We start from the raw sequence: 26,569 nt of genomic DNA, 5'->3' as shown, positions 1-26,569 counted from the left end.
CGCATTTCGCGCCATCGACCCTTGCCGATACCGTGCCACTTATCGCGAAGAAAGTTTTACACAGAAAAACGGGGGTCCGCCAAAGAGAATTCGGTATCGACATTGCCGTTTCCAGAAACCCTGGGGCTCAGGCGTCGTGAAACGCTCGCCCAGCGGTGGTCTCCTTGATCACGCCGGTACGAATGACGAAGTCACCAAACGGTTCGCCGGTCTCACGCTCGGCGGCGTAGCGCTGAATCAGCGGTTCGAGTTCGCCGAGGATCGTCGCTTCGTCGATGTTCTCGCGATAGAGCTTGTTGAGGCGCTGACCGCTGAAGCCGCCACCGAGATAGAGGTTATAGTGCCCCGGCGCCTTGCCGACGAAACCGATTTCGGCCAAATAAGGGCGCGCACAGCCGTTGGGGCAACCGGTCATGCGTACGGTGATGGCGTCATCCGAGAGTCCCGCCTCATTCATCACCGTATCGAGCTTGTCGATCAGTGACGGTAGATAGCGCTCGCTTTCGGCCATCGCCAGACCGCAGGTCGGGAATGCCACGCAGGCCATGGCACTGCGCCGCAGCCGTGAGTGATCGGCGACGACCCGATGACGATCGAGAATGGCGTCGATCTCCTCGCGCTTCGTCGCAGGCACCTGAGTCACGATCAGGTTCTGGTTGGTGGTGAGCACGATGTCGCCATCGTGGGTTTCGGCGATCTCGCGCAGGCCGCTGCGTAGCTGCGGGCCGTCATCGAAGTCGGCGATTCGCCCGTTCTGCACGAACAGGCCGTAGTGCCAAAGCCCGTCGTCGCCCTCGATCCAGCCGAGACGATCGCCGTTGTCGGCGAAGTGATACTCACGCGCCGGCGCCAGCGCTTCACCAAGATGCGACTCCACTTCAGCCTTGAAGGCGTCGAGCCCCATGGACTCGACGGTGTACTTGAGCCGCGCCTGCTTGCGGTCGCGGCGATTGCCGTTGTCGCGCTGGGTCAGCATGATCGCCTCGGCGACCGCGGGCACGGCTTCCGGCGTGCAGTAGCCGATCGGGTCGGAAAGTCGCGGAAAGGTGGAGGGCTCGCCGTGAGTCATCCCCATGCCGCCGCCGATGCAGACGGTGAACCCGTCGAGTTCACCATTCTCGACGTGGGCGATAAAGCCGACATCGTGGGCAAACAGATCGACGTCGTTCTCCGGCGGGATTGCCAATGCAACCTTGAACTTGCGCGGCAGATAGTGGCGCGTATAGAGCGGCTCTCGAGGATCGCCCTCGGCTTCGGCATCACGCTTGCTCGACACCGTTTCACGTTCTTCGGCGCCCCCGGCCACGCGTTCCTCGCCGAGAAATATCTCGTGATAGGCACGGGTGCTGGGTAGTAGTCGATCGCTGATCGCGTGGCTCAGCTCGTAGACCTGGCGGTGAATCTGGGAGCGGTGCGGGTTGGCACTGCAGATGACGTTGCGATTGACGTCGCCGCAGGCGGCGATGCAATCGATCATCGCCTTGTCGATCGCCTGCAGATGCGCGCGCAGATTTTCCTTGAACACGCCGTGATACTGGAATGTCTGGCGCGTGGTGATGCGCAGCGTGCCGTTGGCGTAGCGCGAGGAGACATCGTCCAGCGTTAGCCACTGCTTCGGCGAGATCACGCCGCCGGGCAGACGCAGACGCACCATGAAACTGTAAAGCGGCTCGAGTTTCTGATGCCGGCGTTCGTCGCGCAGGTCACGGTCATCCTGCATATAGAAACCGTGGAACTTGGTAAGCTGGGTGTCGTCCTCGGCCACCGCGCCGGTCGCCTCGTCAGCCAGCCCCGCCTCGAGCGAACCGCGTAGATAATCGCTCTCAACCTTGAGCCGTTCATTAGGATGCAGCTCGTCGAACGGCACGTCGCGCAATTTGGCGATGATATCCATGATGTTCTCCTTGCCGGTGAGACCGACCTCTTAGTAGACGTCGCGCAGGTAGCGCCTTTCCTGCTGAAGACGGCGCAGGTAGTCGTCCGCCCCCTCGGCATCGCAGCCGCTCTGCTCGCGGATCACGTCTTTCAGCGCCTGATGCACGTCCGGCGCCATGAATTCGGCATCGCCGCAGACATAAAGGTAGGCGCCGGCTTCAAGCCAGGCGAATAACGTTTCGGCGCGTTCGCGCAGCCGATCCTGAACATAGATCTTGTCGGCCTGATCACGAGAGAATGCGACATCCAGCCGAGTAAGCAGCCCCTGCTGACGCCATTTCAGCCACTCGGTCTGGTAGAGAAAATCGCTTCGCTTGTGCCGATCGCCGAAGAACAGCCAGTTGTCACCGTTGGCCTCGCGCTCCTCCCGCTCCTGCAGGAAGGCGCGAAACGGCGCCACGCCGGTACCGGGACCGATCATGATCAAGGGGGCTTCGTCATCATCGGGCAGCTTGAACTGCTTGTTGTGATCGATATAGATCGGCACCTTGTCGCCGGGCTCGACGCGGTCGGCGAGATAGGTCGTCGTCACGCCGTTGCGCGCCCGGCCGTGAGTCTCGTAGCGCACCACCGCAACGGTAAGGTGCACTTCGTCCGATGCCGCGGCCTGGCTGGAGGCGATGGAGTAGAGCCGCGGCGGCAGCTTGCGCAGTGCCGCGGTGAACTGCGCGGCGTCGATGCCGTCCACCGGAAATTGCTCGATCAGGTCGATGATCTGGCGCCCGTGGAGCCAGTCGCGCAGCTCGTCGCGGGCCTCTTCGCCCAGCAGCCGTTCGAGCTCCGGCACCTCGGACCACTCGGCCCACTGTTTCAGAAACGGTCGCGTCAGCGTGGTGACCTCGAAGTCGGCCAGCAGCGCATCGCGCAGCACTCGCCCCTCGTCGAGCTTTGATGCGGCGTCGAGCTTGAGCGTCTCGATCAGCTCGTCGACGTGGGCGGGGTCGTTCTGCGGCACGACGCCGACGGCATCGCCGGGCAAATACTCAAGCCCGGAATCCTCGAGCGAGAATTCCAGATGCAGCGTGTGCTTGTCGGAGCCGCGGCCGGTGAGCGGCTGGCTGGTCAGCACTTCGGCCATGAACGGGTTCTTGCGCGAATACGCACTCTTGATCGGCGTTGCCGCAGCAGCGTTTGCCTCCGCCGGGGCCGTCGACGAGGAGAGATCGCCGGAGAGCGATTCCAGCACCGTGTCGATCCAGCTCTCGGCGGTCTCCTCGAAATCGACATCGCAGTCGCCGCGGTCAATCAGCCGCTCGCCGCCCAGTTCCGACAGGCGCGCGTCGAACTCCTTGCCAGTGTGGCAAAAGTGCTCGTAGCTGGCGTCGCCCAGGCCCAGCACTGCAAAGCGAACGCCTTCGAGCTTCGGCGCCTTGCGCCCCATCATCAGCTCGTGAAATTCGAGCGCCGGGTCCGGCGGATCGCCATCACCCTGGGTACTGACGACGACCAGCAGCCGCACGACGGCTTTCAACGTTTTCTTGCTGGCATCCGCCATGCTCATGAGCTGGACGTCGAAACCCATCGCAACGGCCCGCTCCGCAGCCAGTTCGGCGACGCCTTCTGCGTTACCGGTCTGGCTCCCGAAGAGCACGGTCAGCGACGTCGACACGGAGGTCGCTTCCACCTGGCTGGCGCCGCTCTCCTGCGCCTGATCCACCGGTTGTGCGCCAAGCCCTGCCAGATAGCCGCTCAGCCACTGGCGCTGAGACGCATCGAGGCTTTCGAGGGCTTGCCGCACACGTTTGGCCTGGTCGGCACTCAAGGGGCTGTTGGTTTCGGTCAGCGAAATCGGGGCCATTCAGAATCTCTCGTCGGTGCTGAAGTCGCGCGTTGTCGGCATCACGCCTTGCCATTCCCTGGGCAAAGGTTAGGCACAGAACCGCTCAGTGTTGGGGCAATGTGCAAAAAGCGAAAAGTTCGATCCGCGCTGTCATTATTCGATTCAGGATTATTGGTCGAGTGATGAAGGCTTTGCGCCCCGAAGTCGACGACGCATACTCGGCTTCTCATTCACGTGATCCGAGGCTCTCATGGCTTATCGACTCTTTATCGCCAACAAGAACTACTCATCTTGGTCGATGCGGCCCTGGGTACTGCTACGCACGCTGGAAATTCCCTTCGAGGAAGTCATGACGCCCTTCGAAGGCGCCGGCATGCAGCAAGCGTTCACGCGATTTTCCCCCACGGCCAAGGTGCCTTGTCTGCATGACGGTGATCTTGTGGTCTGGGAATCGCTGGCGATTATCGAAACCCTCGCCGAAGACCATGCCGCAGTCTGGCCCGGCGATCGTAATGCCCGTACCTGGGCGCGCTGCGCCAGTGCCGAGATGCATGCCGGCTTTGCCGCCCTCCGCGACGAATGTTCGATGACCTGCTCGCTGAGCATCGATCTCGGCACGCCGAGCACGGCGCTCATGAAAGATATCGCGCGTCTTGATGCGCTATGGAAAGAAGGTCTCGATACCTTCGGCGGTCCCTGGCTGGCGGGAGGCGCTTTCACCGCAGTCGACGCCATGTTCGCGCCAGTCGCCGTGCGCGTGCGCGCTTACGGCCTCGAGCTCGGTGAGGCCGCCGCCGCCTATGCACGGCGCCTGCTTGCGCATTCCGCCGTCGCCGAGTGGATCGAACAGGGCATCGCCGAGCCTTGGGTCGACGAACCGCACGAAGCGGACTGCCTACGCGGGCGACGCGTGATCGAGGACCGTCGAGGCTAGGCGGCGCCGAACGTCAATCCGCGCTGTTGTCGCCGCCAATCAGGGCCTGCAGCGAGTCGACCGGCGAGGTGAGGAGATTCGCGAGCGACTCGCGGATCGCCTGCCAGATCACCACGCTCATATCCACCTGCGTGTCGCCATCGACCGTGGTCTCGATCGGAATGTCGAGATCGATCACGCCGGATTCCGCCTGCAGCAGCCCGACCAGCTTCTTCAACGGCAGCGATGTCTCGTCCTGGTCGGTCTGCTCGCCCAGATCGAGCTGCTTGATAATGATGTGATTGCGCGCCGTGAGCGCGCCGTCACGAAGCTGATAGTTGAGATCCAGGTCGGCACTGCCGCTGTCGATTCGGTAACCGGCGAAACGCCGGATGTAGGGAGCGAATTCCGATAGCGCCAACCGCTCGGTGGTCAGGCGCAGGCGCGCCTCGAGCGAGTCACCAAAGCTCGCCTCGCCTTCGATCATGACCGGCGTTCCATCGCTCTCCATACCATCGAAGCGATAGCTCACCGGGGCGTCGCTGCGCGAGTCCAGGCCGTTCAGCTCGCCTTCGAGTTCGTCGATATCGAGAGCCACGGTCGGTGACATGCGGCGATCCTCGAAATCGAACTCGCCTTGCTCGATTCCGAGATGGTCGAGCGCGACGGACAGTCCGCCGCCCTGGCCTTCGCGACCGCGGCCACCATTTTCGTCAGCTCCGTTATCGCCGCCGCTGTCAGTATCATCGCCGCCGCTACTGCCAGCCTCCGCGCCGCCACTGCCAGTCTCATCGCCGCCGGCGCGCGGCGCATCGTCCTGCCCTCTACCCAACGCCTCGGCCAGGTTGAACTGCCCCGACTCTCCCAACTGGGCGGTCAACTTGGGCCCGGTCAGCGTCGCCGACGCCACCCGCAGCTGCTTGCCAGAGGCGAAATCGACCTTCTCGAAGCGCCCCTGCGCCAGCGAGAAGAGCGGCTGCCCCTGCGGCGCATGCGTCTCGAATCCAGTGAGCGCCACCTGTCCGCGATAGGCGATCAGTGCCTCGCTGGCGGCACCGAAGCGGAGCCGACCGTCGAGATCGAAGCGCCCGGCATCGATCCGCGCCGGCACCGCCGCGGTGAGCCAGGGATCGAGTGGCGCCGCCGCGACCTGCTGCGTGGTCACGGCGAGATCGCCGGTGAAAGGCTGGATACCGAATGCCCCTTCGAGATCGACCGTGCCCCCGCCGAGTGTCGCTGTCGCCTGCCCGTGCATCGGGCGACCGCTACCCAGCCGGTAGTCGTGCAATGTCACCTCGACGTCGCTCGCCCTGAGCGAGGCGTTCTCCGGCGTGCGCCGATCCTGCCAGTCGATGCGGCCACCGTGCGCCTCGAGCCGCGCAATCGTGAGCGGCGATGCCTCGCTGTCTGCTTGTGAGGAAGCGCTGCCAGACGAGCCCGCCGCCCCTTCGCTACCCAGCGTCGCCACGTTGAGGGAGCCATCGGCGCGCGAGACGAGATGCAGACGCGGGGCCTCGAGCCGCACCTGCCGCACCTGAATGCCGGACTGCCACAGCGTCGACCAGGCGAACATCACCTCGCCGCTGGGCACCGTGATCATCGGCGTGCGCGGCTCACCGATATCGAGCCCCGAGAATCTGGCTGTCGCCGTGAAGGGATTGAGGGTGATGCGTTCGAGATGCACCGGGGCGCCCAGCGTGCGCGTGAAGCGACTTTCGGCCCACTGGGTCAAGGCCCACGGCGTGATGACGATGGCCGCAAACAGCAACAAGACAACCAGTCCGAAGACGACGGCCCAGCGGCCGTTTCCGGACCCAGCATTCCTGAACATTGACACACTCCCTTGCGTCGACGGCGAATCCATGAGGCGTTGACGCGGAACCGTCAGCGCCTGCCGGGCACGAACCTCCCGGCTCCTTCAGCATAGCAAGCGGGCACCCGAGGTGTAGTCGCTCACTCGCGATCCGGCACAGGCCGCCGTTCGCTCAACATCGCCTCCGGATCGAAAGCGACGTGCTTGTCGCCAGGGAGCGAGAAGCGACAACCACGCCCGGGCAACTGCTAGACTGCCTGATTCGGGCCCTCGATCATCCGCTGTCATGTCACTCTTTTCCACCGGGCCCGCAGGGAGAAACCATGTCTCAAAGCGATTCCCAGACCCGGATCCGAACCGAGTGGATCGAGATCACGGCCGAGGACGGCCAGACGTTCAAGGCTTATCAGGCGCTGCCGCACAAGGGCAAGGGCCCCGGCATTCTGCTGATCCAGGAGATCTTCGGCGTCAACGGCCATATCCGTGGCGTGGCCGAGCAGTACGCGCTCGACGGTTATTCGGTGATCGCCCCTGACATCTTCTGGCGCGAAGCGCCGGGCGTCGAACTAGGCTACGAGGGCGAGGACTGGAAGGCCGCAGCCGCGCACAAGAACGCGCTGGACTATCCCACGGCGATCAGCGATCTGCGGGCGGCCGTGAAGGCATTCCGGGCGAGCCCGGTCTGCGACGGCCCGGTCGCCTCGGTAGGCTACTGCATGGGCGGCGTGCTCTCCTACCTCAGCGGTCTGGATGCTGGCGTCGATGCCGCGATCTGCTACTACGCCGGCGGGCTGACAGAGTATCTCGACCGCGCCGACGCGCTCAAGGTCCCGACCCAGTTCCACTTCGGTGCCGAGGACGATCACATCCCGCTGGAGCACGTCGAGCGCACGCGTGCGGCCTTCGAAGGCCGCAGCGATGTAGAGGTCCATCTCTACGGGGGTGCCGAACACGGCTTCAACTGCTGGGCCCGCGCCAGCTACAACCAGCACGCCTCGGCACTGGCTCACGGCCGCACGCTGACTTTTCTGGCGACCCACGCCCAGTAAGCCGGCGATCCGCGCCCAGCAAGGCAGCCGCTCGGTGCCGGTAGCGCGCTCGCCGGCCGGTTCACGCCGGTCGCCGAATCACGGCGAGTGGAAGTGCGGCAGCACGTGGGCCGCCAACTCGTCGATCACCGCCTCGGCGGGGCGTTCGTCCAGCTCGAGATTGAGCGAGACATGGTGAACGCCCATCTCGCGCAGGCGGGAGAGCTCGCCGACCAGGGCATGCCGCCCGCTACGATATCCCAGCGAGATCGGCGCCGCCGGCGCATCGGGGTCGGTCTCCAGCGCAAGGCGCATCGCCTCGCCAAAGGCGCGGAATTCGCCCGGCACGCTACGCTCGACGGCCGTGCGCCAGAGCCGGTAGCGGTCGCGCTGCTGTCCCGGTTCGCGGTGATAGGTCATCCAGCCTATGGCGTGGCGTGCGATCCAGTTCACGCTCTGCCCGCCGGAGCCGACCGCCAGCAGCGGCACCGAACTCGGCGGCTGAGGTTCGAGCCGGAACGTCGGCGTTTCCGTTTCGTGGCGATCAGGCACCACGGTTGACGGCTCGCCGAGCGCGAGCGCGACCCGTTCCCAGTGCTCGGCAAACCGCCGGCGGCGTTCGCCAATCTCGCGTCCGAAGGCGGCGAACTCGCCCGGGCGATCTCCCGCGCCGAGCCCCAGGACGAAGCGCCCTTCGGACAGCACGGCCACGGACGCTGCCGCCTTGGCGATATGCAGCGGGTGACGCAACGGCAGCACGATGGCGCCGCTGACCAGCACGGCCTGGCGCGTCTCGACCGCCAAGGCGCCCAGCCAGCTCCAGGGGTCGAGATGCCCGACCGGATCGGGATAGTCCGGGCTGTTGAGCGGCACGTCCCGCACCCACAGGGCACGGAAGCCCGCCGCGTCGGCCCGCCGTGCCAGCGCACGCTGGGCCGCAACATTGACCACCCGCTGCCCGGACCGCACCAGCGGCAGATTCAAGCCGATCGACAGCCGCCCCGGCGTGAACAGGCGCCCCGCAGGATTGGCGAGAGTGGCGATAGATTCCGACATGGGACTATCCTTCGACTCCTGATTTTCCGCTTCTGATCTTCCGCTTCACTTTCCGGTAGATAGACGGCACCGGCCAAGGAATCCCAGACATGCCCAGCAACGCCCACTTCTACGAACCGCATCTCGGTCACGGTCTGCCCCACGACCCGTTTAACGCCATCGTCGGTCCGCGACCGATCGGCTGGATCTCCTCGCACGACCGCGACGGCACACTCAACCTGGCACCCTACAGTTTCTTCAACGGCTTCAATTACACGCCGCCGATCGTCGGCTTCGCCAGCGTGGGCTACAAGGATAGCGTGCGCAATATCGAAGCGACCGGCGAATTCTGCTGGCAGTTGGCGACCCGCGAACTGGCCGAGCCGATGAACGAAAGCTGTGCATCGGTCGAGGCCGATGTCGACGAGTTCGCCCTGGCGGGGCTGACGCCGGCGCCCTCTCGCGTCGTCGAGGTCCCTCACGTTCAGCAGGCGCGCGTGGTCTTCGAATGCCGCCTGACGCAGACGCTGCGCCTGCAGTCAGCCGCCGGTGACGAACTCGACACCTGGATGGTCTTTGGCGAAGTGGTCGGCGTGCATATCGATCCTGCGCTGCTCACCGACGGCGCCTACCAGACCGCCGAGGCGCGGCCGATTCTGCGCGGTGGCGGCCCGGCCGACTATTTCGAGATCGACGAGGCTCGCAAGTTTCAGATGTACCGCCCCGGCTAGCGCGACGCGCCCTCTGGCCTATCGTCGCCATGGAAGCGCCAGGCATTGCGCCCGGCGCGCTTGGCGGCGTACATCGCCATGTCCGCATACTGCATCGCCTGCTGCGGGTCGTCGGTATCGCGCCCCAGTATGGCGATGCCGACACTCGCCCCGATGACGATCTTCTCCCCGTCAGGTAGCGAAATCGGCGTGGCGAGCTGCTCGACGAAACGCTGGAGCAGCCGCTCCACTTCCTCCCGCCGCGAGCAGCCGTCGAGCAGCAACACGAACTCGTCACCGCCGAGCCGGGCCACGTAGTCACGCTGACGGACCAGCTGGGAGAGAATATCGCCGACATGGCGCAACACGCGATCTCCCGCGTGATGGCCGTAGGTGTCGTTGATCTGTTTGAAGTGGTCGAAATCGAGCACCAGCAACGCATGGCCGCGTTCCGGGTAGAACCGGTGGTGGCGCGCGATGACCGCCAGTCGGTGATCGAGCCCACGGCGGTTACCGAGCCCGGTCAGCGCATCGGTGATCGCCATACGTTCGGCTGCCGCCGCCGCCGTTTTGCTGGCGGTGATATCCTGCGCCACGCCCTGAATGCGCCCCGTCTCCAGCGGGCTCAATATGAGATTGACCCAACGCTGCTGCCGCTCGTCGCCCAGCGCCACCTCCCAGTGCCGCTGTTCCTGCTCGCCCTCGAGCAGCCCACGCAACGCCTCCGGCCCCGGGGCGCCACTGCTGACGAGTGATGTCAGCGCCTGCGGGTACTGCTCCAGATCTCGCGCCCCGATGATGTCGAATAGGGTCCGGAACGCCGGATTGGCGGCGCGAATCCACCCTTCATCATCGAGTTCGAAGATACCCGCCTCGACGTTGTCGAAGATCGCCCGATAGCGGCGCTCCTCGACCTCTCTCGCCAGTCGCAACCGGCGCTCCTTGCCCAGCGTCTCGACCAGATTGTCGATCATCGCGTTGACGCTGGTGACGAGCTGCCCGATCTCGTCCCCCTGATTGCCGCGCGGAATCTTGAGCTTCTGTCCCGTTTCGGCCTCGAGTTCACTCAGACGATGCGAGATCCCGGTGATCGGACGCGTCACGAAGCGCACGACGACAAGCACCACGCAGATGCCGATGCCGGTCAACTGCAGTACCAGCACGAGACCGATGAACAAGGAAGACTCACGGACCAGCGCATCGATGCGCTGCTGGTTGGGGGTCAGCGTGATGCTGCAGACCGCATCCTCGGCGTCGAAGGGCGACATGATGACACGCGCAACGCTGCTGCCATCGAGCTCGACGCCTTCCGACCGCCCCTGGGCGAGCAGGCTGCCGTCGCCGAGACGAATCCGTGCGGCGTTGACGACCCGGTTGCTCAGCAGCCCGTCGATGACCTCCTCGCCGAAGTGCTGATCGCCGAGAAAACAGGCGACCTGCGCGGTGCGCTCCACGGTGGAGAGCAGCTCTTCCAGCCGCTCCACCTGCTTGCGTTGCTCGCTCTTGGCGCTGAGATAGACGGCGCCACTCATGAACAGCAGGCCAAGCAGGCCGACGATCATCAGGATAATCGCCGTTGTACGCAGTGCCAGACGGGTTCGCAGCAGGGTCAGCAAGCGTGTCATGTCGCGCTATTCATGCAGCGTCAACACGACATGGATGTCGTCGTTGACCTCGTCGCTGTCCATATAGCCCAGCGTATTGGCGTTGTGCATGACCAGATCCCGCATTTCCAGCGGTGTCGCGATCTGCTGCGGCGGCGATGCCTCGCCGGAGAACACCAGACGTGCCCAGTAGGAGTTGATGGTCGCGACATCGCGATTGACCAACACGCGGTAGAAGCGCGTCTTGAGCGGCGTCAGGTCGACCGGTAGTGCCAGATGGCCGTTGGTCAGCTTGCGATAACGCCCCATGAAGATATTGACGGCGTCGTCACGCGATATCTGCGAGATACCGCTCTCCTTGCTTACCACGATCGCGATATCGGCTGTCGCCGGTATCGTGACCAACAGCAGAGAGCACAGTATGAAGGCTCTAACTCGGTTCATGGACGATCCCTTAAAAGATGAAGTCCAGACCGAGGCTGAAGACAGAACTCCACCCTCCGTCCCAGCCACTGTCGGCGTCGCGCCATAAAAAGCCCGGGCTCCGCGTGTGGATACGATCGAACTGCGCTTTCAGTGCCATGCCGGTGGCCAGATCGTAACGCGCACCAAGCGACCAGGTCTGCTGATCGATATCGCTATTATCGGGATTGGTGGAGGTCGTCTGGACCCTCGACAAGACAACATAAGGTGTCACTGGCGCCACCCGATAGCCAAGAGAAATGAAGCCGGAATCAATCTGCCCGTCATGGCGCGTGGTTTGACTGCGATTGACGACCGTTTGGACCTGCAACGGGCCCCGGTCATAGAGCGCCCCCAAAGAAAAGAGCGTAATACGGTCAAAGCCGAAAACGTCACCGAGAACATGATTGGCATCGAGGTTGGCGAAGGGAATCTGCTCGATCTGATCGGCCACCGCGCCCTGGAAATCCACATCCGAGTGGACCTGGGTATAGCTCATGCGGAATCGCCAGGGGCCGGTTTCGTAGTCGAGATTCCCACCGTAAACTTGGTCGACATCGAAATCCGCCGTCAATCCGTCGATCAGATAAATCTCGCTGTCCGAGCGACCGGCGTAAAGCTTGAGCTGCAACAGATCACGGCCGACGGGCTGCTTGAAGGTGATATCCGCCCCATCGATATGCGTCAGTTGTAACGTCCCGAAGTGATCTACCGGCGGACGTACCCATGGATAGGCATAACCGACATAGCGGGAATCCGCGAGCTGGTAGACATCCCAACCCAGTCGACCAACACGCAAGCGTACGGCGGGATCGGGACGATAACGCAGAAAGGCCCAGCTCAACTCGGGACGAAAATTGCCGCTGTCGTGATAGCGGCTGATCCCCTGCACCACGACATCCAGTTCATCGTTCAGGCGCACGCCGAGCTGGGCGCCCAGAAGCGAATCGGTGCGTGCGCTCCAGCCCTCTCCGGCCCCTTTGGCCTGACCGATATCGCGGATGAATTCGGCGCTATCCTGGTTGCTGTGCACCATGCCCAGCGTGCCGAAACCACTCAGGGTCAAACTGCCATTATCGGTCAACGCGCGAGCCACGGCCGGGCTGGCCAGCGCCCACAGCAGCAGGCTTGTCAACAACAGGCGAAGTACACGCATCGCGATTCCCGGACCGCTAGGCGGCCGCTAAGTAAAGTGAATTCAATCACTTCATTGTCGGCAGCTACGCGATAATCTGTAATCGGCGGTCCGGTAGCGGCCACGGCTGCGCCTGCCATCGGCGGCCTTCGGCACGGCCGATCCCGGATCGCGTGTTAGACTTTCTCCCCATTCGCCGCGCGTTCGACGCGCGCCTTTTTCTTCAGACGTTCTATCAAGACGTTTCGCAACGGAGGCGACAGGCGCTCAATGTCACTGGAAGAACTGCATCTCAATCTGCGCAACCTCGCCCCCGAGGACTACGGCCAGCTCAAGCGGTTGATGGACGCCGTCTACGACGACATCGGCGGCGCCTGGTCGAAGCTGACCATCGACAAGCTGATCGCCGAGTTCCCGGACGGCCAGATCGTGATCGAGGACGACGGCAAGATCGTCGGCGTGGCGCTGACGGTTCAGGTCGACTACGACCACTTTTCCAACCCGCACAAGTACGACGAGCTGATCGGCCATCGCGAGATCATCCTCAACGATCCGGAGGGCGATGCGCTCTACGGGCTCGATGTGCTGATCGACCCGGCCTACCGCGGCTACCGCCTCGGGCGGCGGCTGTACGAGGCGCGCAAGGATCTGTGCCGCTCGATGAACCTGCGCGCGATTCTCGCCGGCGGGCGCATTCCCGGTTATCACGAGCACGCCGACGACATGTCGCCGACCGAGTACATCGACCGGGTCGCGCGCAAGGAGTTCTACGACCCGATCCTGTCGTTCCAGCTCGCCAACGACTTCCTGGTCAAGCGCCTGCTGAAGAAGTACTTGCCCGAGGACGAGAAGTCGATGGGCTACGCGACGCTGCTCGAGTGGAACAACATCCTCTACGAGCCGGCTAGCCGCGTGATCGAGACGCGCCGCACCCAGGTCCGCGTGGGCGCCGTGCAGTGGCAGATGCGCGAGTTCGACTCGGTCGAGGCGGTACTCAAGCAGGTCGAGTTCTACGTCGATGCCATCTCCGACTACCAGAGCGACTTCGCCGTCTTCCCGGAGCTGTTCAACACGCCGCTGATGGCCCTGACCGACCAGACCGATCAGGTCGAGGCGATCCAGTTCCTGGCCGGCTTCACCGAACGCTTCAAGACCGAAATCTCGCGCATGGCGGTCTCCTACAACATCAACATCGTCGCCGGTTCGATGGTCGAGAAAGGTGAGGACGGCAAGCTCTACAACGTCGCCTATCTCTGTCATCGAGACGGCGAGATCGACCGCCAGGCCAAGCTCCATATCACCCCGCAGGAGCGCCGCGACTGGATCGTCGAGGGCGGAGACGAGCTGCAGGTCTTCGAGACCGACGCCGGACGAGTCGGCATCCTGATCTGCTACGACGTCGAATTCCCCGAGCTGCCCCGCCTGCTCGCCGAGCAGGACATGGACGTGTTGATCGTACCGTTCTGGACCGACACCAAGAACAGCTACCTGCGCGTGCGCCACTGCGCACAAGCCCGCGCGATCGAGAACGAATGCTACGTGGTCGCCTGCGGCAGCGTCGGCAACGTGCCGTCGATCGAGAACCTCGATATCCAGTACGCCCAATCCTCGGTGTTCTCGCCGTCGGACTTCGCCTTCCCGCACGATGCGGTGATGTCGGAGACCACGCCCAACACCGAAATGGTGATGTTCTCGGATCTCGACCTGACCAAGCTCAAGCTGGTGCGCTCCGAGGGCGCGGTGACCAATCTGAAGGATCGCCGGCTCGACCTCTACGACCTGCGCCTGCGCGACTGGTCGTGGAAATCCGGCGGGCGTCAGGAAGAGAGCTAGGCCATGAACTGGCTGCGGCGACGGCGTGACGCGCAAAATCGGGGGCGGCATCCGTTCGACCCCGACCAGTGGCAGCGCGTGCGCCGGAGCCTGCCGCTGCTCGCCGCGCTCGGCGACGAGGAAGCCAAACGCCTCGGCCCGCGCGCCTGGCAGCTGGTTCACAGCAAACGCTGGGCGGCGGGCGACGGCGCCGAGTTCGACTTCACCGCCCAGCTCGCCATTGCCGCCCAGGCCTGCCTGCTCACGCTCGGCTGGAACGATGACGACGCCCAGGCAGCGTTTGCCAACGTCAACGATATCGTGTTGCTCGCCGACGCCTTCCACCGCCGCGTCGAGGAGATGGACGACGCCGGCGTCATGCACGAATACGACGACGAACGCGCCGGCGAAACCTCCTGGCGCGGCCCCGTCGTCCTCGCCATTCCCGAAGTCGCCGAGAGCGGCGACTTCACTGGCTACAACGTCGTGATCCACGAATTCGCCCACAAGCTCGATTTAGGCAACTCCCAGGACGTCGACGGCTTCCCCCCGCTGGCCAGCAACAGCGACGTCACCGCCCAGGAGTGGCACCGCGTCTTCACCGCCGTCTGGGACGACCTTCAGGCGCATCTCGAACGGGGTAAAGACACGCCTATCGACGACTACGCCGCCACCCACCCCGGCGAATGCTTCGCTGTTTGCTGCGAACTGTTTTTCACCGCCCCGGATCAATTGGTCGAGGTCTATCCCGAGCTTTATGACTTGCTAAAGCGGTACTTCGGGCAGGATGTGTTAGGGCGGTTCGAGCGGCAACAGACAACGGGATTCGACCCAACGCAGGATTGATACCGCATAGCCCTTGCCCGGCCCCGCATCAGCCCCACCGCGCGCCCTCCTACCCTGACTAGCGAATTGGTATCACAATCGTTACTTTTTATAGACATTGCTTTACATTAAAAGGGAAAACGATGCCACGATGCTCGGGTAGCGCCGTGACTGGGGAGTGGGCATGTGAAGACCAAGGCTGTTTACGACCCAAAGCGGATGGCCTAAGGAAGGTCCATGCGCGTTCTAGGGAGTTATGCAGAAAGCGCGATTATTGGTGCCATGTCATCGAGTTATATTTAATGCATAAAGATTTCAATAGGTTGGGATGCGGATGGCGTGCTAAGTAAAATTGTTGAACGCGCGTACGCTCAATTCAATAACCGATCACGCCACCCAATACCCGGTAAGCATCACATGAATATCGAAGACTTAAACGAATCAATGTCTGCGGATGAAGTTATAGCCCACTTGAATGGTGAAAGCATTTACGAATACCGAGCAGAAAAAGAACTCCGGATGAGAATTTCAGAGGAGTCTAAGCAATATGAAGGGGCACCCTCTTCTGGCTGGCCGCCTATCAAATTTAATTGGGATTTATCCTTTGAAGGGCAGCGCTTTTCATTGGACGGCATGAAGGCTGACGAGTTTTTAAAATATTATCCAAATGGATTTTTGTTAGGTCATATCAACCTACAAGAGCTTGATATTAAATTATGCCACTACAGTCGACGCGATGAAGGTGAACTTTGGAAGGTAGGGGCATACGATAAGCTGGCCCGATTGATTGTTTATCTCTCAGAAAATCGGAGAATTTCACCTCCATTAGTAAAACCACTCGAATCTGGAGAAGTCATCTTTAATGGCGGCCATCACCGATATGCAATAGCAAAAGAACTAAACATAGAGAATATCCCAATACATATAGATCCTAAGCACAAGAAGAAAATGGATTCCATTCTAAATATTGAGTGGAAAAATATTTAAAAAGTCAATCAACTTAGCGCCTTTCAGGCGCTGAACGCAGCAAAGCCGTGCCGGTTATGAAGGCGCCATATTTTCAAAAGGGATTTCATGAGCAAGGTTAAAATTAAAATAGTTTCTATCGGCCATTTACCTTTGGAGTTTAATCCAAAGAAAATCAGAAATTTTTCTTCTTCGTTATTTGAAATAACTGGAAACATTGACAATCATGAACTGCGGTGCGATTCCGATGGGACTGATTGGGAGTTTTCTGATAACCTAGTTATAAATCAAATACCTAAAGTAAATGGCGCAGACTTTATGATTGCGATTGTGAATGTCCCATTGGAAGCCAATTGGTATTCTCGAAGACTAGGCAACAATCAAATCGCCTTCACATTTTACGAAATTAAAGAAATTTTGAATTTTTCCAACATCCCTTTGGAAAACGTTATACACCGGCTTCTCATTGCTTACACCTTTGCTTACAAAAGAAACAATAACAAAATTCCAGAGTTCCATGAGATGACCGACTTCACCCACGATGAAACGCGTGGCTGTATTTTCGATATGAACGGCATTAAATCCGATCTAGTTGCTTCGTGTCACACCCCTATAATCTGTGGTGAATGCAAAGAAAAACTCAGGCGAGATCGCGTATCGAACAACGACATCGAATCAGCGGAAAAAGATATTAAAAAGATCCAAAAAGACCTTTATTTTCGTATTTTGGAAAAGGTAAAGCGCTACCCAATTTGGACTCTAATTCTTTCAAGCTTATTTGCGTTACTACTGGGAATTATTGGTTCAATCGCGGGTTCTTTTATATTCGATAATTTAAAAAGTGACGAAAGTCAGCAACGATACATAACAGATGATCCAACAGGACAGCCTGCTGCCACGGTTGAAAAAACACCTGAACAACAGTCTACCAATTAATCAAGTGTTATCTCAGGTCCTAGGCGAATGCGGACATAGTAAATGAATAATTCGCCTACCATGATGCCATCCAAAGACGCTTACCCTGTAACCGCCAACACTTCCCCAAACTCTTCTTGCCAAGCCTCGGCATGCCTTGCCGGATCGGCGGGAAACCGCCCTAATTCCACCGCAAGATCAAAGAAGCCCTGCGCCGGCAGCCCTTTACGGCGCCGACTGACGACGAGCGCGGTGATGAAAGGGGCGGTCCTGTTCCGCGTCCTCACACATCAGGGTCTCCAGCACCTGGGCCACGCGCTGGATCGTGCGTGGCGGCTGCAGGCTCAGCGCTTCGGCGACCTGTTGGTAGGTCATCGGCAGGCTGTCGCGCGGTGCGGTTTCGAGAAGCTGGCGGACGCGCGAGGGTAGTGATGGATCGTCGGTCATAAGGCTCAGGCGTTGGGGTCGAAGAACTTCTCTTCTCGGACACCAGCCTGCTCCGAACTCGGCCAATCACGTAGAGCCGGACCGCTTGGCTTCGAGTCCGCGCCGCGCACCAGGGTCAAGTCATGGCACCGGGCATTCATCCGTGCCAGAATTGAACGGCGCAGGAATGAGAGGGTTCTTCCATGAATTTCCAGAAAATCGAGGACGAAGCTCTCCATCTTTCCAGAGAGGAGCGGGCCCAATTGATCCAGCGACTAGTGCTGAGCCTGGAGGCTCCACCAGAGGAAGAGCTCAGATCCGATTGGTTACTCGAGGCTCGCCGCAGGGCCGAAGAGCTGGATAGTGGCGCTGTTCAGGCTGTGCCCGGTGAAGAGGTCATGAAGAAAGCCAGAGCTCTGACCAGGTGAATTACTCTTTTCACCCGGCAGCGGAAGCCGAGTTCCTGGAGTCAGTGGGTTTTTACGAATCAAAAGTTCCGGGGTTGGGTGGCGCCTTCATGAAGGAATTCGAAGCCTTGGCACAATTACTTGCCGAGTCGCCAAAAGCCTGGGCAGTGGAATTGTCTCCAGATATCCGTCGAGCCCCTCTTCACCGATTTCCGATCTCCATCGTTTACCGAGAAAAGTCTGATGGCTTCCAGGTCTTGGCGGTTGCCCACACTCGGCGCCGTCCGCAGTACTGGCTTGGCAGGCTTTAACTAGTAGCACCGACTTTCCTGTTGGAAATTGAACGGGTAATGCGCCACCGGGATTGAGGGCGTGCAACCCGAACTCCGGCTTCGACTAGAAGCTTACCGCGTATACCTACTCCTTCGCCGCCAGCACGCGCTCGAACTCCTGCCGCCAGGCCTTGGCATATTGCGCCGGGTCGGCGGGAAACCGTCCCAGATCCACCGCGAGATCGAAGAAGCCTTGCGCCGGCAGCCCTTCCCCGCGCCGGCTGACGACGAGCGCGGCGATAAAGGGCCGGTCCTGTTCCGCATCCTCCCGCATCAGGGTTTCCAGCGCCTGGGCGACGCGCTGGATGGTACGCGGCGGCTGCAAGCCCAGCGCTTCGACGACCTGTTGATAGGTCATCGGCAGGCTGTCGTGCGCTGCGGTTTCGAGCAGTTGGCGAACACGTGAAGCTAGAGATGGGTCGTCGGTCATAAGGCTCAGGCGTTGGGGTCGAAGAGTTTCACTTCACGGATATCGACATGCTCCCAGACGCGGCCGGTCATGTAGGGCTCGGTCTCGAGCCAGGTTTCGAGATCGGCGCGGTCGTCGAAACGGAAGTGGGCGTTGGAGCCAATCATCTTGCCGTCGTCATTCAGGATTGCGCCGCCGCTGAGGAACTTCCCCTGTTTGGCAAGATCCCGGACGCCGGCCAGATGCGCTTCGCGCTTGGCGAGCCGGCGCTCCAGGGCACCGTCGTCCGTGTAGTCGTAGGCCACTACCGCGTATTGGGGCATGGAGCGCTCCTGTTCGTTGGATTTCTCAGGTGCTTCGCATCATGCGGCAACCCCGCGCGTGGCACAATCCGCGCCCGGCATGGGTCGCCTCTACCGATCCGCCGCGCTCGCGTATGCTAGATGCATGGCAACACCACGCCACGAAAACTGTCATTCACCGCCGGTACGCGCTAGCCTCGAGGCCCCATGCGAAAGATTCTGCTTGTCGACAACGGCTCCCTGCGCCCCGCCGCCACACGCAATCTGCGCCGACTCGCTCGCGCCTTGAGCGAAGCAAGCGGCGAGCCGGTCGAGGCCGCCTCACTGCTGCATTCGTTCAAGATTCCGCCGGAGCAGCTGGACGGGGAGAAAGCGGTGACGGTTGGCCCGCTGGCCGAACGCCACGCGGCGGCGGGCGGCACGGAACTGATCATCGTGCCGTTCTTCTTCGGCCCCAGCAAAGCGCTAACCGGCTATCTGCCGGAGCGGCTGGCCGAGGTGCAGGCCAACTACCCGTCGCTTTCGGTGAGGATCGCCCCACCGCTGGTCGACACGCGGCTGGCGCCAGATCTGCGTCTGGCGCGTTTGCTGGCGGAGAACGTGCGCGAACGCATGACGGGTCAGTCGCGGCCCAAGGTCGTGCTGGTCGATCACGGCAGCCCCATCCCCGAGGTCACGGCGGTGCGCAACTATCTGGCCGGGCAGCTCAGCGCGCTGCTGGCCGATGAGGTCGATTGCGTGACATTCGCCTCGATGGAACGCCGCGAGGGTGATGCCTATCGCTTCAACGAGCCGCTGCTCGAGGACCTGCTGTCAGAGGAGACGCTGGCCGGCAGCGAGGTGATCCTGTCGATGCTGTTTCTCTCCCCGGGCCGTCATGCCGGTGAGGGCGGCGACATCGCCGAGATCTGCAGCCAGGCGATGGCGCACTCGCCCGGGCTCAACGTCGACACGACGCGGCTGGTGGGCGAAAACGACGCCATCGTCGAGATTCTGCACACGCGTCTGCAGCAGGCGCTCGCCGGCGGACCGCTGCTGCTGGAAAAGCGGGCAGTGTCGTCCCCGTCTTGAGCGATGATGGCCTCCACTCAGCCCCGTGCCAAGCGCTGGTGGCGCCATGGCCGAGTTTGACTGCCGCACCATCAACCGCCTGCCCCTGACACGCGTTTTTCCCAATAACGACAATCCACTGGAGTCCCCATGATCGATCTTCGCAGCGATACCGTCACCCGCCCCAGCGCCGAGATGCGCCGAGTCATGTTCGAAGCGCCGGTCGGCGACGATGTCTGGGGCGATGACCCCAGCGTGACGCATCTCGAGCACTATCTCGCCGAGCGCACCGGCAAGGCGGCGGCGCTGTTCCTGCCCTCCGGCACGCAGAGCAATCTGGTGGCGCTGCTTTCCCACTGCCAGCGCGGCGATGAATATATCGTCGATCAGCAGGCACATACGTACCGGCTGGAAGGCGGTGGCGCGGCGGTGTTGGGCGGTATCCAACCGCAGCCGCTGGATGGGCTGAACACGGGTGAACTGTCGCTTGAGAAGCTGAAGGCGGCGATCAAACCGGTGGACCCGCACTTCGCGCGTACGCGTCTGCTGACGTTGGAGAACACCTTCCACGGCGAGGTGCTCGACGCGGATCACGTGGCGCAGACGACGGCGCTGGCACGAGAGCATGGCCTGGCGACGCATCTCGACGGCGCGCGGATCGGCAACGCGACCGCGGCGAGCGGCAGGAGCCTGGAAGCGCTATGTGCGCCTTTCGACACGGTCTCGGTCTGCTGCTCGAAAGGGCTGGGCGCGCCGATGGGCTCGGTACTCGTGGGGCCGGAAGCCTTTATCGACACGGCCCGCCGCTGGCGCAAGGTGGTCGGCGGCGGCCTGCGTCAGGTCGGCTCGATGGCAGCCGCCTGCGAATATGCGCTCGACCATCACCTGCCCCAGCTGGTGGAGGACCACGCCAAGGCGGCGCACCTGGCCGCCGGGCTGGCGGCGATCGAGGGCATCACGGTAACTGCGCAGGCGACTAACATGGTGTTCGTCAGCTTCGACGATCCTGCACTCGACCCCGCCGAGCTACACGCCTGGCTGGCCGAGCGCGGCATTCTGGTCGGCGCCCTCTACGCCCCGCGCTTCGTCACCCATCGCGATGTCTCGATGGCCGACATCGACCGCGTCGTGGCCGCTTTCGGCGACTATTGCCGGCGCGGCGTCTGATCGGACGCTAGTTGCCGGTCGGGGGCGACGACGGGGAACCGTTTCGCACGCGGGGGCCGCCGTCACCGGCTGTCGCGCCGGGGTCGCAGCGTCGGCTCTCGGTGGAGATCGTGGTGTTGCCGTCATCGCCGTGACAGATCGTGCCGCCATCGCCCTCGCGGCGATAGTCACGATCGTAGTCCTGGTGATAGTCCCGGTAATAGTCTTGGTGATAGCCCCGGTGATAGTCCCGGTAATAGCCGTCACCATCACGCGGACCGGTCATGCCGGGCATGACATGCACGTCGAGCTGCCGATGCCAGTCGTCCATGTGGCCGTTGTGGTGGCGATCCGGTAGACGAATCTGCTGGCCGGTCTGCGGGTCGGCAACGGCAACGCCATCCGCCAGCACGGAGAGACTCGGCAGCGCCATGCCGCTCGCCACGACCAGCGCCAGTGCCAGCCGCGGCGCCATGCGTCGGGCCAACGTGCCAAACGGCCTGCGCCGCTCATGGGACAATATCTCGTTCATCGCTTCCTCCCTCCCTGCCGGTCGCCGTTTTCCGGACGGTTGTCGCTCCAGTCTAGCCGATCACCGTGACTGACCTGGCATTCGGCTGCCCACGGCGACAAAACACCTCGGCCTGCTGCCATCGGGAATCGGCGACATCCCGGTTAGACGGTGTCGAGCAACCAGTTCCAGAGCGCCTGCGCCGGCGGGCGCGGCTGTCGGCTCGCCGGCCGGACCAGCCAGAAGGCTTCTTCGGTTGCCATATCGAGCTCGAAGGGCGCGACCAGATCGCGACTGGCTTCGAGCAGGCGGCGATGCGACAGCGCCACCCCACCGCCGTAGGAGGCTAGTGCCAGAGTGGTCACATGGGTATCGCAGATCATCGCCGGACAGTCGCGTTCCAGCCCGGCCATACCGGCTTCGGCCAGCCAGCGAGGCCAACCGGCTGCAAATCCGGCGGCGTGCAGCAGCGTCTGACCGGCCAGGTCCCGCGGCGACTGAAGCGTCCGCGCCACGGCGGCCGAACAGACCGGCAGCAGGCGCTCCTCGCCGAGACACTCGGCCGCGACGTCGCCCCACTCGCCGGTGCCATAGCGGATCTCCAGATCGGCGCCCTCGGCACCGAAGTCGTCCGCCCAGATCGCGCTGACCAATCGCAGGGTGATCTCCGGATGCGCCTGCTGGAAGCGCATCAGCCGCGGCGCCAGCCACGTCTGCTGCATTGCCGGCGTGGCGCGCAGCGTGACTGGAGCATCCGGGCTCGGGCCGAACACTTCGGAGGTGCCCTCGGCCAGACGCGAGAAGGCCTCCTGCACGCTCGGCAACCAGGCTCGCCCGGCCGGCATCAGCGCCAGACTGCGCGGGTAGCGCACGAACAGTGGCTGGCCGAGACGATCCTCGAGCAGCCGGATGCGCTGGCTGATCGCCGATTGCGTCACCCCCAGCTCGCGGCCGGCCTCGGTAAAGCTCAAGGTACGCGCTGCGGCCTCGAACGCCTGCAGCCAGAGCACGGGGGGGAGGTCGGACATAACAGGTCTCCAGACAGGCAAGGATGGCGTCGACACGCGTGAGGCCTGGCCGATCAATGGCCGAATCGCGTGCCGCAGGGTCGAATGACTCAGGATCGAGCGACTCAGGATCGAATGGCCACGCAGCGAATGGCCCAGAAGGCAATGACCACGAAGGCAATGACCACGAAGGCAATGACCAAACGTCGAATAGCCAAAGCCTGTTATTAGCTTAGCTTGGCCTTAGCGGCCAGATTAATCGTTTGTCACGCCCGGAGACAATCCGCATCCTGATTCCCGCTACGCAATACGACATTCATCACGAGGATGGTAAGCCACCATCGGGAGAGATCTTTCTTGTCTTCAGCCAACGCCTTCCATGACGCCCTGACCTCGCGCGATGCCGCCTCGAGCGCCGTAGACATGGCCGAGCTACGCCGCTACCGCCAAGGCGAGGGCGCGCCGGAAGCGGCACTGGAGAGCGTCGAGCGCGAGGCGCGGCGCCTGGTGCTGACGTGGGCCGATGGCGAGCGCGGCGAGTTTCCGCTGATGTGGCTGCGCGATCACTGCGCCTGCAGCGACTGCCGCCACCCGATGACCCGCGAGCGCCTCTACAAGCTGCTGGAAGATCCGCTGTGGGATCGGCTTGCCGGTGAAGACGCGCTGGCGCATATCGACTTCGATGCCCGCTCGCTGACGCTGACCTGGGCCGACGACCACCGCTCACGCTTCGATGCCGGCTGGCTCCATCAGCGCCGTCCGGGCCAGGATCTGCCGAGCCTGCTGCCGACGCCGACGCCCTGGCCGGAAGGCTTCTTCCCCGAGCGCGTCGAGCACGCCGATTTCGTCGGCGAGGGAGACGGCCGCAGCCGCTGGGTCACTGCGCTGCTGCGCGATGGCCTGGCGCTACTCGACAACGGTCCGTGTGCACTGGAAGAGGTCTCGCGCGTGGCCGAGAGCCTCGGCCCGATGCGCTCGACCAACTTCGGCGGGCGTTTTGACGTGCGCTCAATCCCCAACCCGAACAACGCCGCCTACACCGCGATTGGGCTCGAGCTGCACACCGACCTGCCCAACTGGCGCCAGCCGCCGGATATTCAGCTGCTCTACTGCCTGGAGAACGACGCCGAGGGCGGTGAGTCCAGCTTTACCGATGGCTTTGCCGCCGCCGAGGTGCTGCGTGCCGAAGACCCGGCGGCCTTCCGCGTTCTTACCCAGACGCCGATCGACTTCCGCTTCCAGGATGATGGCCACGATATCGCGGTCCGCGAGCCGGTAATCGACCTGGACGCCAGCGGTCGCCCGCGCGAGATCCGCTTCAACAACTGGATTCGCGACACGCTGAGCCTGCCGGCCGAGCAGATCGAGGCGTGGTACGACGCCTATCGCACCTTCTGGCAGATCCTGCGCCGGCCGGACCGCCGCGTTGAGCTGACGCTGGCCCCCGGCCAGATGGTCGCCTTCGACAATCGCCGCGTGCTTCACGGTCGCAATGCCTTCGACCCGAATACCGGCAAGCGCCATCTTCAGGGCACCTATCTCGATCTGGACATGCTGCAGTCGCATCTGCGGGTGCTGTCGCGGTGAGCCCACCGCCTTCAGCGATCCGCTGATTCGAGCCGCTCGCGTTCATGTCTGTCATGGCCGGGCGGCTTTTCTGCGTGTATCCGGTACGGCCGGCTACACCCTCAAGGGAACGACAGGAGACAACAAATGAGACAAGCGACCATGCTTCCCACCCTTTTGCTGGGCGCGGGCCTGGCTTTCGGCGCCGTGTCGCCCGCCCAGGCCGACGAAAGCACGATCGTCTTCGGGGTCCCCGCCTGGCCCGGCATCACCGTGAAAACCGAGATCGCCCGCCAGTTGCTGGCGCCGCTGGGCTATACCGCACAGGCGCAGGAGATCGGCTTGCAGGTGATCTATCAGGGGCTCGATACGGGCGATGTCGACGTCTTCCTCGGCGCCTGGCTACCGGCACAGAACCCGATGCTGGAGCCGCTTGAGTCCGATGGCAGTATCCAGCGCCTCGCCACCAATGTGACCGGCGCACAGATGACGCTGGCCGTGCCGGACTATGTGTTCGACGCGGGCATCACCTCCTTTGCCGACCTCGACGCGCATCGCGATGAATTCAACGGCGAGCTCTACGGTTTCGGTGCCGGGTCCGCCGCCAGCGAAATCATCAACGACGCAATCGCCAACGATACCTGGGGCCTGGGCGACTGGACCCTGGTGGATACCAGTACCGTCGGCATGCTGAGCGCCGCCAAGAGCCACATTGCCAATGAAGAACCGATCGTCTGGGTTGGCTGGACACCGCACTGGATGAATCTCGAACTGCCCATGCGCTATCTCGAGGATGACAAGAACCTGTTCGGCGAAGGCAACGGTGCCAGCGACGTGCGCACGTTGATGGCGTCGGACTACGCCGAGGCCAATCCGAATCTGGTGACCTTCTTTGACCAGTTTTCGTTCTCCGCCGAGGAGCAGAGCTGGATGATCCAGCGATATGGCCAGGAAGAAGCACCGATGGAGGAAGTCGCCAGCCAATGGATCGAGGCGCATCCGGCACGGGTCGAGTCCATGCTGGCCGATGTCACCACGCGCGACGGCGCCCCGGCGTGGCCGGCGGTTCGCGACGCGCTGTCGCTCTAGCCCGTCAAGCTGTCTGGATGGGACGAGCGGCCGTTCTCTAACAATATTTCGTTACAAATTCGTGCCGACTTTTTTGCCCACCGCGGGAACTTACGCGGCAACGGGACACTCTGAATCAGTGTTCCCTTGAATGATCCCTTACTTGCCCACCATCCCCTGGTGGGCATTTTTTTGTCCGCGTATTGTTGCCGCGATTGCCTGCCGTGCTTCCCGAGACGTCTCCGCCCGATTTTTTTCACGCCAGCGGGAACTTGTCCGGCTGGCAAGGACTCTGAGTAGGTGTTCCCTTGAATGATCCCTTATCTGCCCACCCTCCCCTGGTGGGCATTTTTTTGCTGGGCCTTTCCCCAGCGCCTTAGCACCAACCGCTCCCTCGTCTTGCTCCCCGGCTTCCCGCCGGCGCGTCATCCGCACGGCCCTAGCCGGCCCGAGGCAACGGCGGCACCCGGCCGGCCATCTCCGCCAACATGAAGTCGGCGAACTGCTGAACGCGGGCGCTCTCCCTCGCTCGTTCGCTATAGAGCAGGTGAAAATCCGCGCGTATGCCCCGCCACTGCGGCAGCAGCTCGACCAGCGCCCCGCTGGCCAGCGCCTCATGCACGTCCCACCACGACCGCATCAGCACGCCGTGGCCGTCCAGCGCCAGCCGCGTCATCGCCTCGGCATCGTTGCTGGAGAGACGGCCCTGCACGCGTACCGAGCGCCGCGCACCGCCGCCGTCGCTGGCCTCGAAACGCCACAAGGCGTAATCGGTATCGTTTTCGCGCACGATCAGGCAGTCGTGGCGCGACAGGTCATCGAGCATCTCCAGCGCGGGAGCGTGTTCGAGGTAAGACGGCGCCGCACACAATATGCGCCGGTTGGGGAGCAAGCAGCGGGCAATGCAGCGTGAGTCCGGCGGCTCGCCGACACGAATACCGATATCGACACCCGACTCATCGAGCCCGAGCGGGAATCCGGTCAACTCGAGCTGCAGCGCCAGGGCCGGATGCCGAGCGGCAAATCGCGACAGCAAGGGCGCCACGTGGCCACGCCCGAAGCCGAAGGTGGCATTGATACGCAGACGCCCGGTCAGGGCCGTGCGGTCGCCGCGCAGAGAGTTCTCGAGATCGCCAAGATCGTCGAGGATGACCGCGCCGCGAGCCAGATAGCGTTCGCCTTCCGGGGTCAGCGCAAGACGCCGCGTGGTACGTGCGGCCAGTGACACGCCCAGACGGCGCTCCAGCAGCTGCAGCCGCTTGCTTACCGCCGACAACGACAGTCCCAGCTCGCGCGCCGCGCCGGTCAAGCTACCGGCTCTGGCGATATGCTGGAAAAACGCCAGATCGTCGAGTGCTGTCATGGCATACTCCCCTCCCCCTTGGTTCGCATCGCCCAGATGCCCACTTTCC

25 protein-coding genes are annotated in these 26,569 nt (G+C 62.6%); 12 read left to right on the top strand and 13 right to left on the bottom strand.

All coding sequences use genetic code 11. The features are described from left to right. Window positions 1-127: 127 nt before the first annotated feature. Complete coding sequence (locus tag MC381_RS10820; RefSeq protein WP_251977765.1) at window positions 128-1,894, bottom strand: NADPH-dependent assimilatory sulfite reductase hemoprotein subunit; 1,767 nt, start codon at window positions 1,892-1,894, stop codon at window positions 128-130. A gap of 30 nt (window positions 1,895-1,924) precedes the next feature. After that, a complete protein-coding gene (locus MC381_RS10815; RefSeq protein ID WP_251977764.1) occupies window positions 1,925-3,733 on the bottom strand; it encodes an assimilatory sulfite reductase (NADPH) flavoprotein subunit in 1,809 nt (602 codons plus the stop codon). Window positions 3,734-3,965: 232 nt separating this feature from the next. Here MC381_RS10815 and MC381_RS10810 point away from each other — a divergent pair, with 232 nt between their 5' ends. Further along, window positions 3,966-4,649, top strand: a complete 684-nt coding sequence (locus tag MC381_RS10810) for a glutathione S-transferase (RefSeq protein ID WP_251977763.1) — start codon at window positions 3,966-3,968, stop codon at window positions 4,647-4,649. 13 nt (window positions 4,650-4,662) lie between these two features. On the opposite strand, the gene MC381_RS10805 is transcribed toward MC381_RS10810, so the two are convergent. After that, complete coding sequence (locus MC381_RS10805) at window positions 4,663-6,459, bottom strand: DUF748 domain-containing protein (protein WP_251977762.1); 1,797 nt, start codon at window positions 6,457-6,459, stop codon at window positions 4,663-4,665. A 305-nt stretch (window positions 6,460-6,764) separates the two neighbouring features. On the opposite strand from MC381_RS10805, the gene MC381_RS10800 reads away from it, so the two are divergent. Further along, entirely contained in the window at window positions 6,765-7,490 is a 726-nt protein-coding gene (locus MC381_RS10800; RefSeq protein ID WP_251977761.1) for a dienelactone hydrolase family protein, read from the top strand. 78 nt (window positions 7,491-7,568) lie between these two features. Here MC381_RS10800 and MC381_RS10795 read toward each other — a convergent pair whose 3' ends face one another. Continuing rightward, window positions 7,569-8,525, bottom strand: a complete 957-nt coding sequence (locus MC381_RS10795) for a TIGR03571 family LLM class oxidoreductase (RefSeq protein WP_251977760.1) — start codon at window positions 8,523-8,525, stop codon at window positions 7,569-7,571. Window positions 8,526-8,614: 89 nt separating this feature from the next. Between MC381_RS10795 and MC381_RS10790 the strand changes: the two genes are divergently transcribed. Beyond that, window positions 8,615-9,235 (top strand): flavin reductase family protein, encoded by a 621-nt coding sequence (locus tag MC381_RS10790; RefSeq protein ID WP_251977759.1) that lies wholly within the window; start codon window positions 8,615-8,617, stop codon window positions 9,233-9,235. On the opposite strand, the gene MC381_RS10785 is transcribed toward MC381_RS10790, so the two are convergent. Genes MC381_RS10785 through MC381_RS10775 form a run of 3 tightly spaced genes read right to left on the bottom strand, consistent with a single transcriptional unit; the run spans window position 9,232 to window position 12,436 of the window. Continuing rightward, on the bottom strand, window positions 9,232-10,839 hold the full coding sequence (locus MC381_RS10785; protein WP_251977758.1) for a diguanylate cyclase domain-containing protein: 1,608 nt from the start codon (window positions 10,837-10,839) through the stop codon (window positions 9,232-9,234). The two genes, MC381_RS10790 and MC381_RS10785, sit on opposite strands and share 4 nt — an antisense overlap. Before the next feature lie 6 nt (window positions 10,840-10,845). After that, complete coding sequence (locus tag MC381_RS10780) at window positions 10,846-11,262, bottom strand: type 2 periplasmic-binding domain-containing protein (RefSeq protein WP_251977757.1); 417 nt, start codon at window positions 11,260-11,262, stop codon at window positions 10,846-10,848. A gap of 10 nt (window positions 11,263-11,272) precedes the next feature. Then, the gene (locus MC381_RS10775; protein WP_251977756.1) at window positions 11,273-12,436 is read right to left on the bottom strand and encodes a porin; all 1,164 of its coding nucleotides are present in this window, start codon (window positions 12,434-12,436) and stop codon (window positions 11,273-11,275) included. 249 nt (window positions 12,437-12,685) lie between these two features. Between MC381_RS10775 and MC381_RS10770 the strand changes: the two genes are divergently transcribed. From MC381_RS10770 to MC381_RS10755, 4 genes are all read left to right on the top strand, one after another. Next, window positions 12,686-14,248, top strand: a complete 1,563-nt coding sequence (locus MC381_RS10770; RefSeq protein ID WP_251977755.1) for a bifunctional GNAT family N-acetyltransferase/carbon-nitrogen hydrolase family protein — start codon at window positions 12,686-12,688, stop codon at window positions 14,246-14,248. A 3-nt stretch (window positions 14,249-14,251) separates the two neighbouring features. Then, a complete protein-coding gene (locus MC381_RS10765; RefSeq protein WP_251977754.1) occupies window positions 14,252-15,073 on the top strand; it encodes a M90 family metallopeptidase in 822 nt (273 codons plus the stop codon). Window positions 15,074-15,469: 396 nt separating this feature from the next. Then, window positions 15,470-16,039, top strand: a complete 570-nt coding sequence (locus MC381_RS10760) for a ParB/Srx family N-terminal domain-containing protein (RefSeq protein ID WP_251977753.1) — start codon at window positions 15,470-15,472, stop codon at window positions 16,037-16,039. A gap of 87 nt (window positions 16,040-16,126) precedes the next feature. Then, on the top strand, window positions 16,127-16,954 hold the full coding sequence (locus tag MC381_RS10755) for a hypothetical protein (protein WP_251977752.1): 828 nt from the start codon (window positions 16,127-16,129) through the stop codon (window positions 16,952-16,954). Between the two features lie 204 nt (window positions 16,955-17,158). On the opposite strand, the gene MC381_RS18355 is transcribed toward MC381_RS10755, so the two are convergent. Then, window positions 17,159-17,380 (bottom strand): hypothetical protein, encoded by a 222-nt coding sequence (locus tag MC381_RS18355; RefSeq protein WP_319022839.1) that lies wholly within the window; start codon window positions 17,378-17,380, stop codon window positions 17,159-17,161. Window positions 17,381-17,562: 182 nt separating this feature from the next. Here MC381_RS18355 and MC381_RS10745 point away from each other — a divergent pair, with 182 nt between their 5' ends. Then, a complete protein-coding gene (locus MC381_RS10745) occupies window positions 17,563-17,787 on the top strand; it encodes an addiction module protein (protein WP_251977751.1) in 225 nt (74 codons plus the stop codon). Between the two features lie 396 nt (window positions 17,788-18,183). On the opposite strand, the gene MC381_RS10740 is transcribed toward MC381_RS10745, so the two are convergent. Further along, a complete protein-coding gene (locus tag MC381_RS10740) occupies window positions 18,184-18,456 on the bottom strand; it encodes a hypothetical protein (RefSeq protein ID WP_319022838.1) in 273 nt (90 codons plus the stop codon). A gap of 77 nt (window positions 18,457-18,533) precedes the next feature. Continuing rightward, window positions 18,534-18,830, bottom strand: coding sequence for a YciI family protein (locus MC381_RS10735; RefSeq protein ID WP_251977749.1), 297 nt, complete (start codon window positions 18,828-18,830; stop codon window positions 18,534-18,536). Between the two features lie 186 nt (window positions 18,831-19,016). On the opposite strand from MC381_RS10735, the gene MC381_RS10730 reads away from it, so the two are divergent. Together MC381_RS10730 and ltaE are read left to right on the top strand one after the other, a co-directional pair. Beyond that, the gene (locus tag MC381_RS10730; RefSeq protein WP_251977748.1) at window positions 19,017-19,880 is read left to right on the top strand and encodes a sirohydrochlorin chelatase; all 864 of its coding nucleotides are present in this window, start codon (window positions 19,017-19,019) and stop codon (window positions 19,878-19,880) included. A 129-nt stretch (window positions 19,881-20,009) separates the two neighbouring features. Continuing rightward, window positions 20,010-21,026 (top strand): low-specificity L-threonine aldolase, encoded by a 1,017-nt coding sequence (gene ltaE, locus MC381_RS10725; RefSeq protein ID WP_251977747.1) that lies wholly within the window; start codon window positions 20,010-20,012, stop codon window positions 21,024-21,026. A gap of 7 nt (window positions 21,027-21,033) precedes the next feature. Here the strand turns inward: ltaE and MC381_RS10720 are convergent, their stop codons facing one another. Both MC381_RS10720 and MC381_RS10715 read right to left on the bottom strand, forming a co-directional pair. Beyond that, window positions 21,034-21,537, bottom strand: a complete 504-nt coding sequence (locus tag MC381_RS10720) for a hypothetical protein (RefSeq protein ID WP_251977746.1) — start codon at window positions 21,535-21,537, stop codon at window positions 21,034-21,036. A gap of 143 nt (window positions 21,538-21,680) precedes the next feature. Continuing rightward, window positions 21,681-22,544 carry a LysR substrate-binding domain-containing protein gene (locus tag MC381_RS10715; protein ID WP_251977745.1) on the bottom strand — a complete coding sequence of 288 codons (864 nt, stop codon included), beginning with the start codon at window positions 22,542-22,544 and terminating at the stop codon, window positions 21,681-21,683. 336 nt (window positions 22,545-22,880) lie between these two features. Between MC381_RS10715 and MC381_RS10710 the strand changes: the two genes are divergently transcribed. Both MC381_RS10710 and MC381_RS10705 read left to right on the top strand, forming a co-directional pair. Further along, window positions 22,881-24,110, top strand: coding sequence for a TauD/TfdA family dioxygenase (locus tag MC381_RS10710; RefSeq protein WP_251977744.1), 1,230 nt, complete (start codon window positions 22,881-22,883; stop codon window positions 24,108-24,110). A 126-nt stretch (window positions 24,111-24,236) separates the two neighbouring features. Continuing rightward, on the top strand, window positions 24,237-25,178 hold the full coding sequence (locus MC381_RS10705; protein ID WP_251977743.1) for an ABC transporter substrate-binding protein: 942 nt from the start codon (window positions 24,237-24,239) through the stop codon (window positions 25,176-25,178). Between the two features lie 418 nt (window positions 25,179-25,596). Here the strand turns inward: MC381_RS10705 and MC381_RS10700 are convergent, their stop codons facing one another. Further along, on the bottom strand, window positions 25,597-26,520 hold the full coding sequence (locus MC381_RS10700; protein WP_251977742.1) for a LysR family transcriptional regulator: 924 nt from the start codon (window positions 26,518-26,520) through the stop codon (window positions 25,597-25,599). Window positions 26,521-26,569: the final 49 nt, after the last annotated feature.

The sequence above is a fragment of the Salinicola avicenniae genome (genome assembly GCF_023736115.1).
In the GTDB taxonomy this organism is placed as follows: Bacteria; Pseudomonadota; Gammaproteobacteria; order Pseudomonadales; family Halomonadaceae; genus Salinicola; species Salinicola avicenniae.
This window is presented reverse-complemented; position numbering and strand designations above follow the sequence as displayed.

What these genes read in the sequence shown, in the direction of transcription:
- MC381_RS10820 (WP_251977765.1), bottom strand. Translation starts at nt 1,894, where the DNA reads ATGGATATCATCGCCAAATTGCGCGACGTGCCGTTCGACGAGCTGCAT.
- MC381_RS10815 (WP_251977764.1), bottom strand. Translation starts at nt 3,733, where the DNA reads ATGGCCCCGATTTCGCTGACCGAAACCAACAGCCCCTTGAGTGCCGAC.
- MC381_RS10810 (WP_251977763.1), top strand. Translation starts at nt 3,966, where the DNA reads ATGGCTTATCGACTCTTTATCGCCAACAAGAACTACTCATCTTGGTCG.
- MC381_RS10805 (WP_251977762.1), bottom strand. Translation starts at nt 6,459, where the DNA reads ATGTTCAGGAATGCTGGGTCCGGAAACGGCCGCTGGGCCGTCGTCTTC.
- MC381_RS10800 (WP_251977761.1), top strand. Translation starts at nt 6,765, where the DNA reads ATGTCTCAAAGCGATTCCCAGACCCGGATCCGAACCGAGTGGATCGAG.
- MC381_RS10795 (WP_251977760.1), bottom strand. Translation starts at nt 8,525, where the DNA reads ATGTCGGAATCTATCGCCACTCTCGCCAATCCTGCGGGGCGCCTGTTC.
- MC381_RS10790 (WP_251977759.1), top strand. Translation starts at nt 8,615, where the DNA reads ATGCCCAGCAACGCCCACTTCTACGAACCGCATCTCGGTCACGGTCTG.
- MC381_RS10785 (WP_251977758.1), bottom strand. Translation starts at nt 10,839, where the DNA reads ATGACACGCTTGCTGACCCTGCTGCGAACCCGTCTGGCACTGCGTACA.
- MC381_RS10780 (WP_251977757.1), bottom strand. Translation starts at nt 11,262, where the DNA reads ATGAACCGAGTTAGAGCCTTCATACTGTGCTCTCTGCTGTTGGTCACG.
- MC381_RS10775 (WP_251977756.1), bottom strand. Translation starts at nt 12,436, where the DNA reads ATGCGTGTACTTCGCCTGTTGTTGACAAGCCTGCTGCTGTGGGCGCTG.
- MC381_RS10770 (WP_251977755.1), top strand. Translation starts at nt 12,686, where the DNA reads ATGTCACTGGAAGAACTGCATCTCAATCTGCGCAACCTCGCCCCCGAG.
- MC381_RS10765 (WP_251977754.1), top strand. Translation starts at nt 14,252, where the DNA reads ATGAACTGGCTGCGGCGACGGCGTGACGCGCAAAATCGGGGGCGGCAT.
- MC381_RS10760 (WP_251977753.1), top strand. Translation starts at nt 15,470, where the DNA reads ATGAATATCGAAGACTTAAACGAATCAATGTCTGCGGATGAAGTTATA.
- MC381_RS10755 (WP_251977752.1), top strand. Translation starts at nt 16,127, where the DNA reads ATGAGCAAGGTTAAAATTAAAATAGTTTCTATCGGCCATTTACCTTTG.
- MC381_RS18355 (WP_319022839.1), bottom strand. Translation starts at nt 17,380, where the DNA reads ATGACCGACGATCCATCACTACCCTCGCGCGTCCGCCAGCTTCTCGAA.
- MC381_RS10745 (WP_251977751.1), top strand. Translation starts at nt 17,563, where the DNA reads ATGAATTTCCAGAAAATCGAGGACGAAGCTCTCCATCTTTCCAGAGAG.
- MC381_RS10740 (WP_319022838.1), bottom strand. Translation starts at nt 18,456, where the DNA reads ATGACCTATCAACAGGTCGTCGAAGCGCTGGGCTTGCAGCCGCCGCGT.
- MC381_RS10735 (WP_251977749.1), bottom strand. Translation starts at nt 18,830, where the DNA reads ATGCCCCAATACGCGGTAGTGGCCTACGACTACACGGACGACGGTGCC.
- MC381_RS10730 (WP_251977748.1), top strand. Translation starts at nt 19,017, where the DNA reads ATGCGAAAGATTCTGCTTGTCGACAACGGCTCCCTGCGCCCCGCCGCC.
- ltaE (WP_251977747.1), top strand. Translation starts at nt 20,010, where the DNA reads ATGATCGATCTTCGCAGCGATACCGTCACCCGCCCCAGCGCCGAGATG.
- MC381_RS10720 (WP_251977746.1), bottom strand. Translation starts at nt 21,537, where the DNA reads ATGAACGAGATATTGTCCCATGAGCGGCGCAGGCCGTTTGGCACGTTG.
- MC381_RS10715 (WP_251977745.1), bottom strand. Translation starts at nt 22,544, where the DNA reads ATGTCCGACCTCCCCCCCGTGCTCTGGCTGCAGGCGTTCGAGGCCGCA.
- MC381_RS10705 (WP_251977743.1), top strand. Translation starts at nt 24,237, where the DNA reads ATGAGACAAGCGACCATGCTTCCCACCCTTTTGCTGGGCGCGGGCCTG.
- MC381_RS10700 (WP_251977742.1), bottom strand. Translation starts at nt 26,520, where the DNA reads ATGACAGCACTCGACGATCTGGCGTTTTTCCAGCATATCGCCAGAGCC.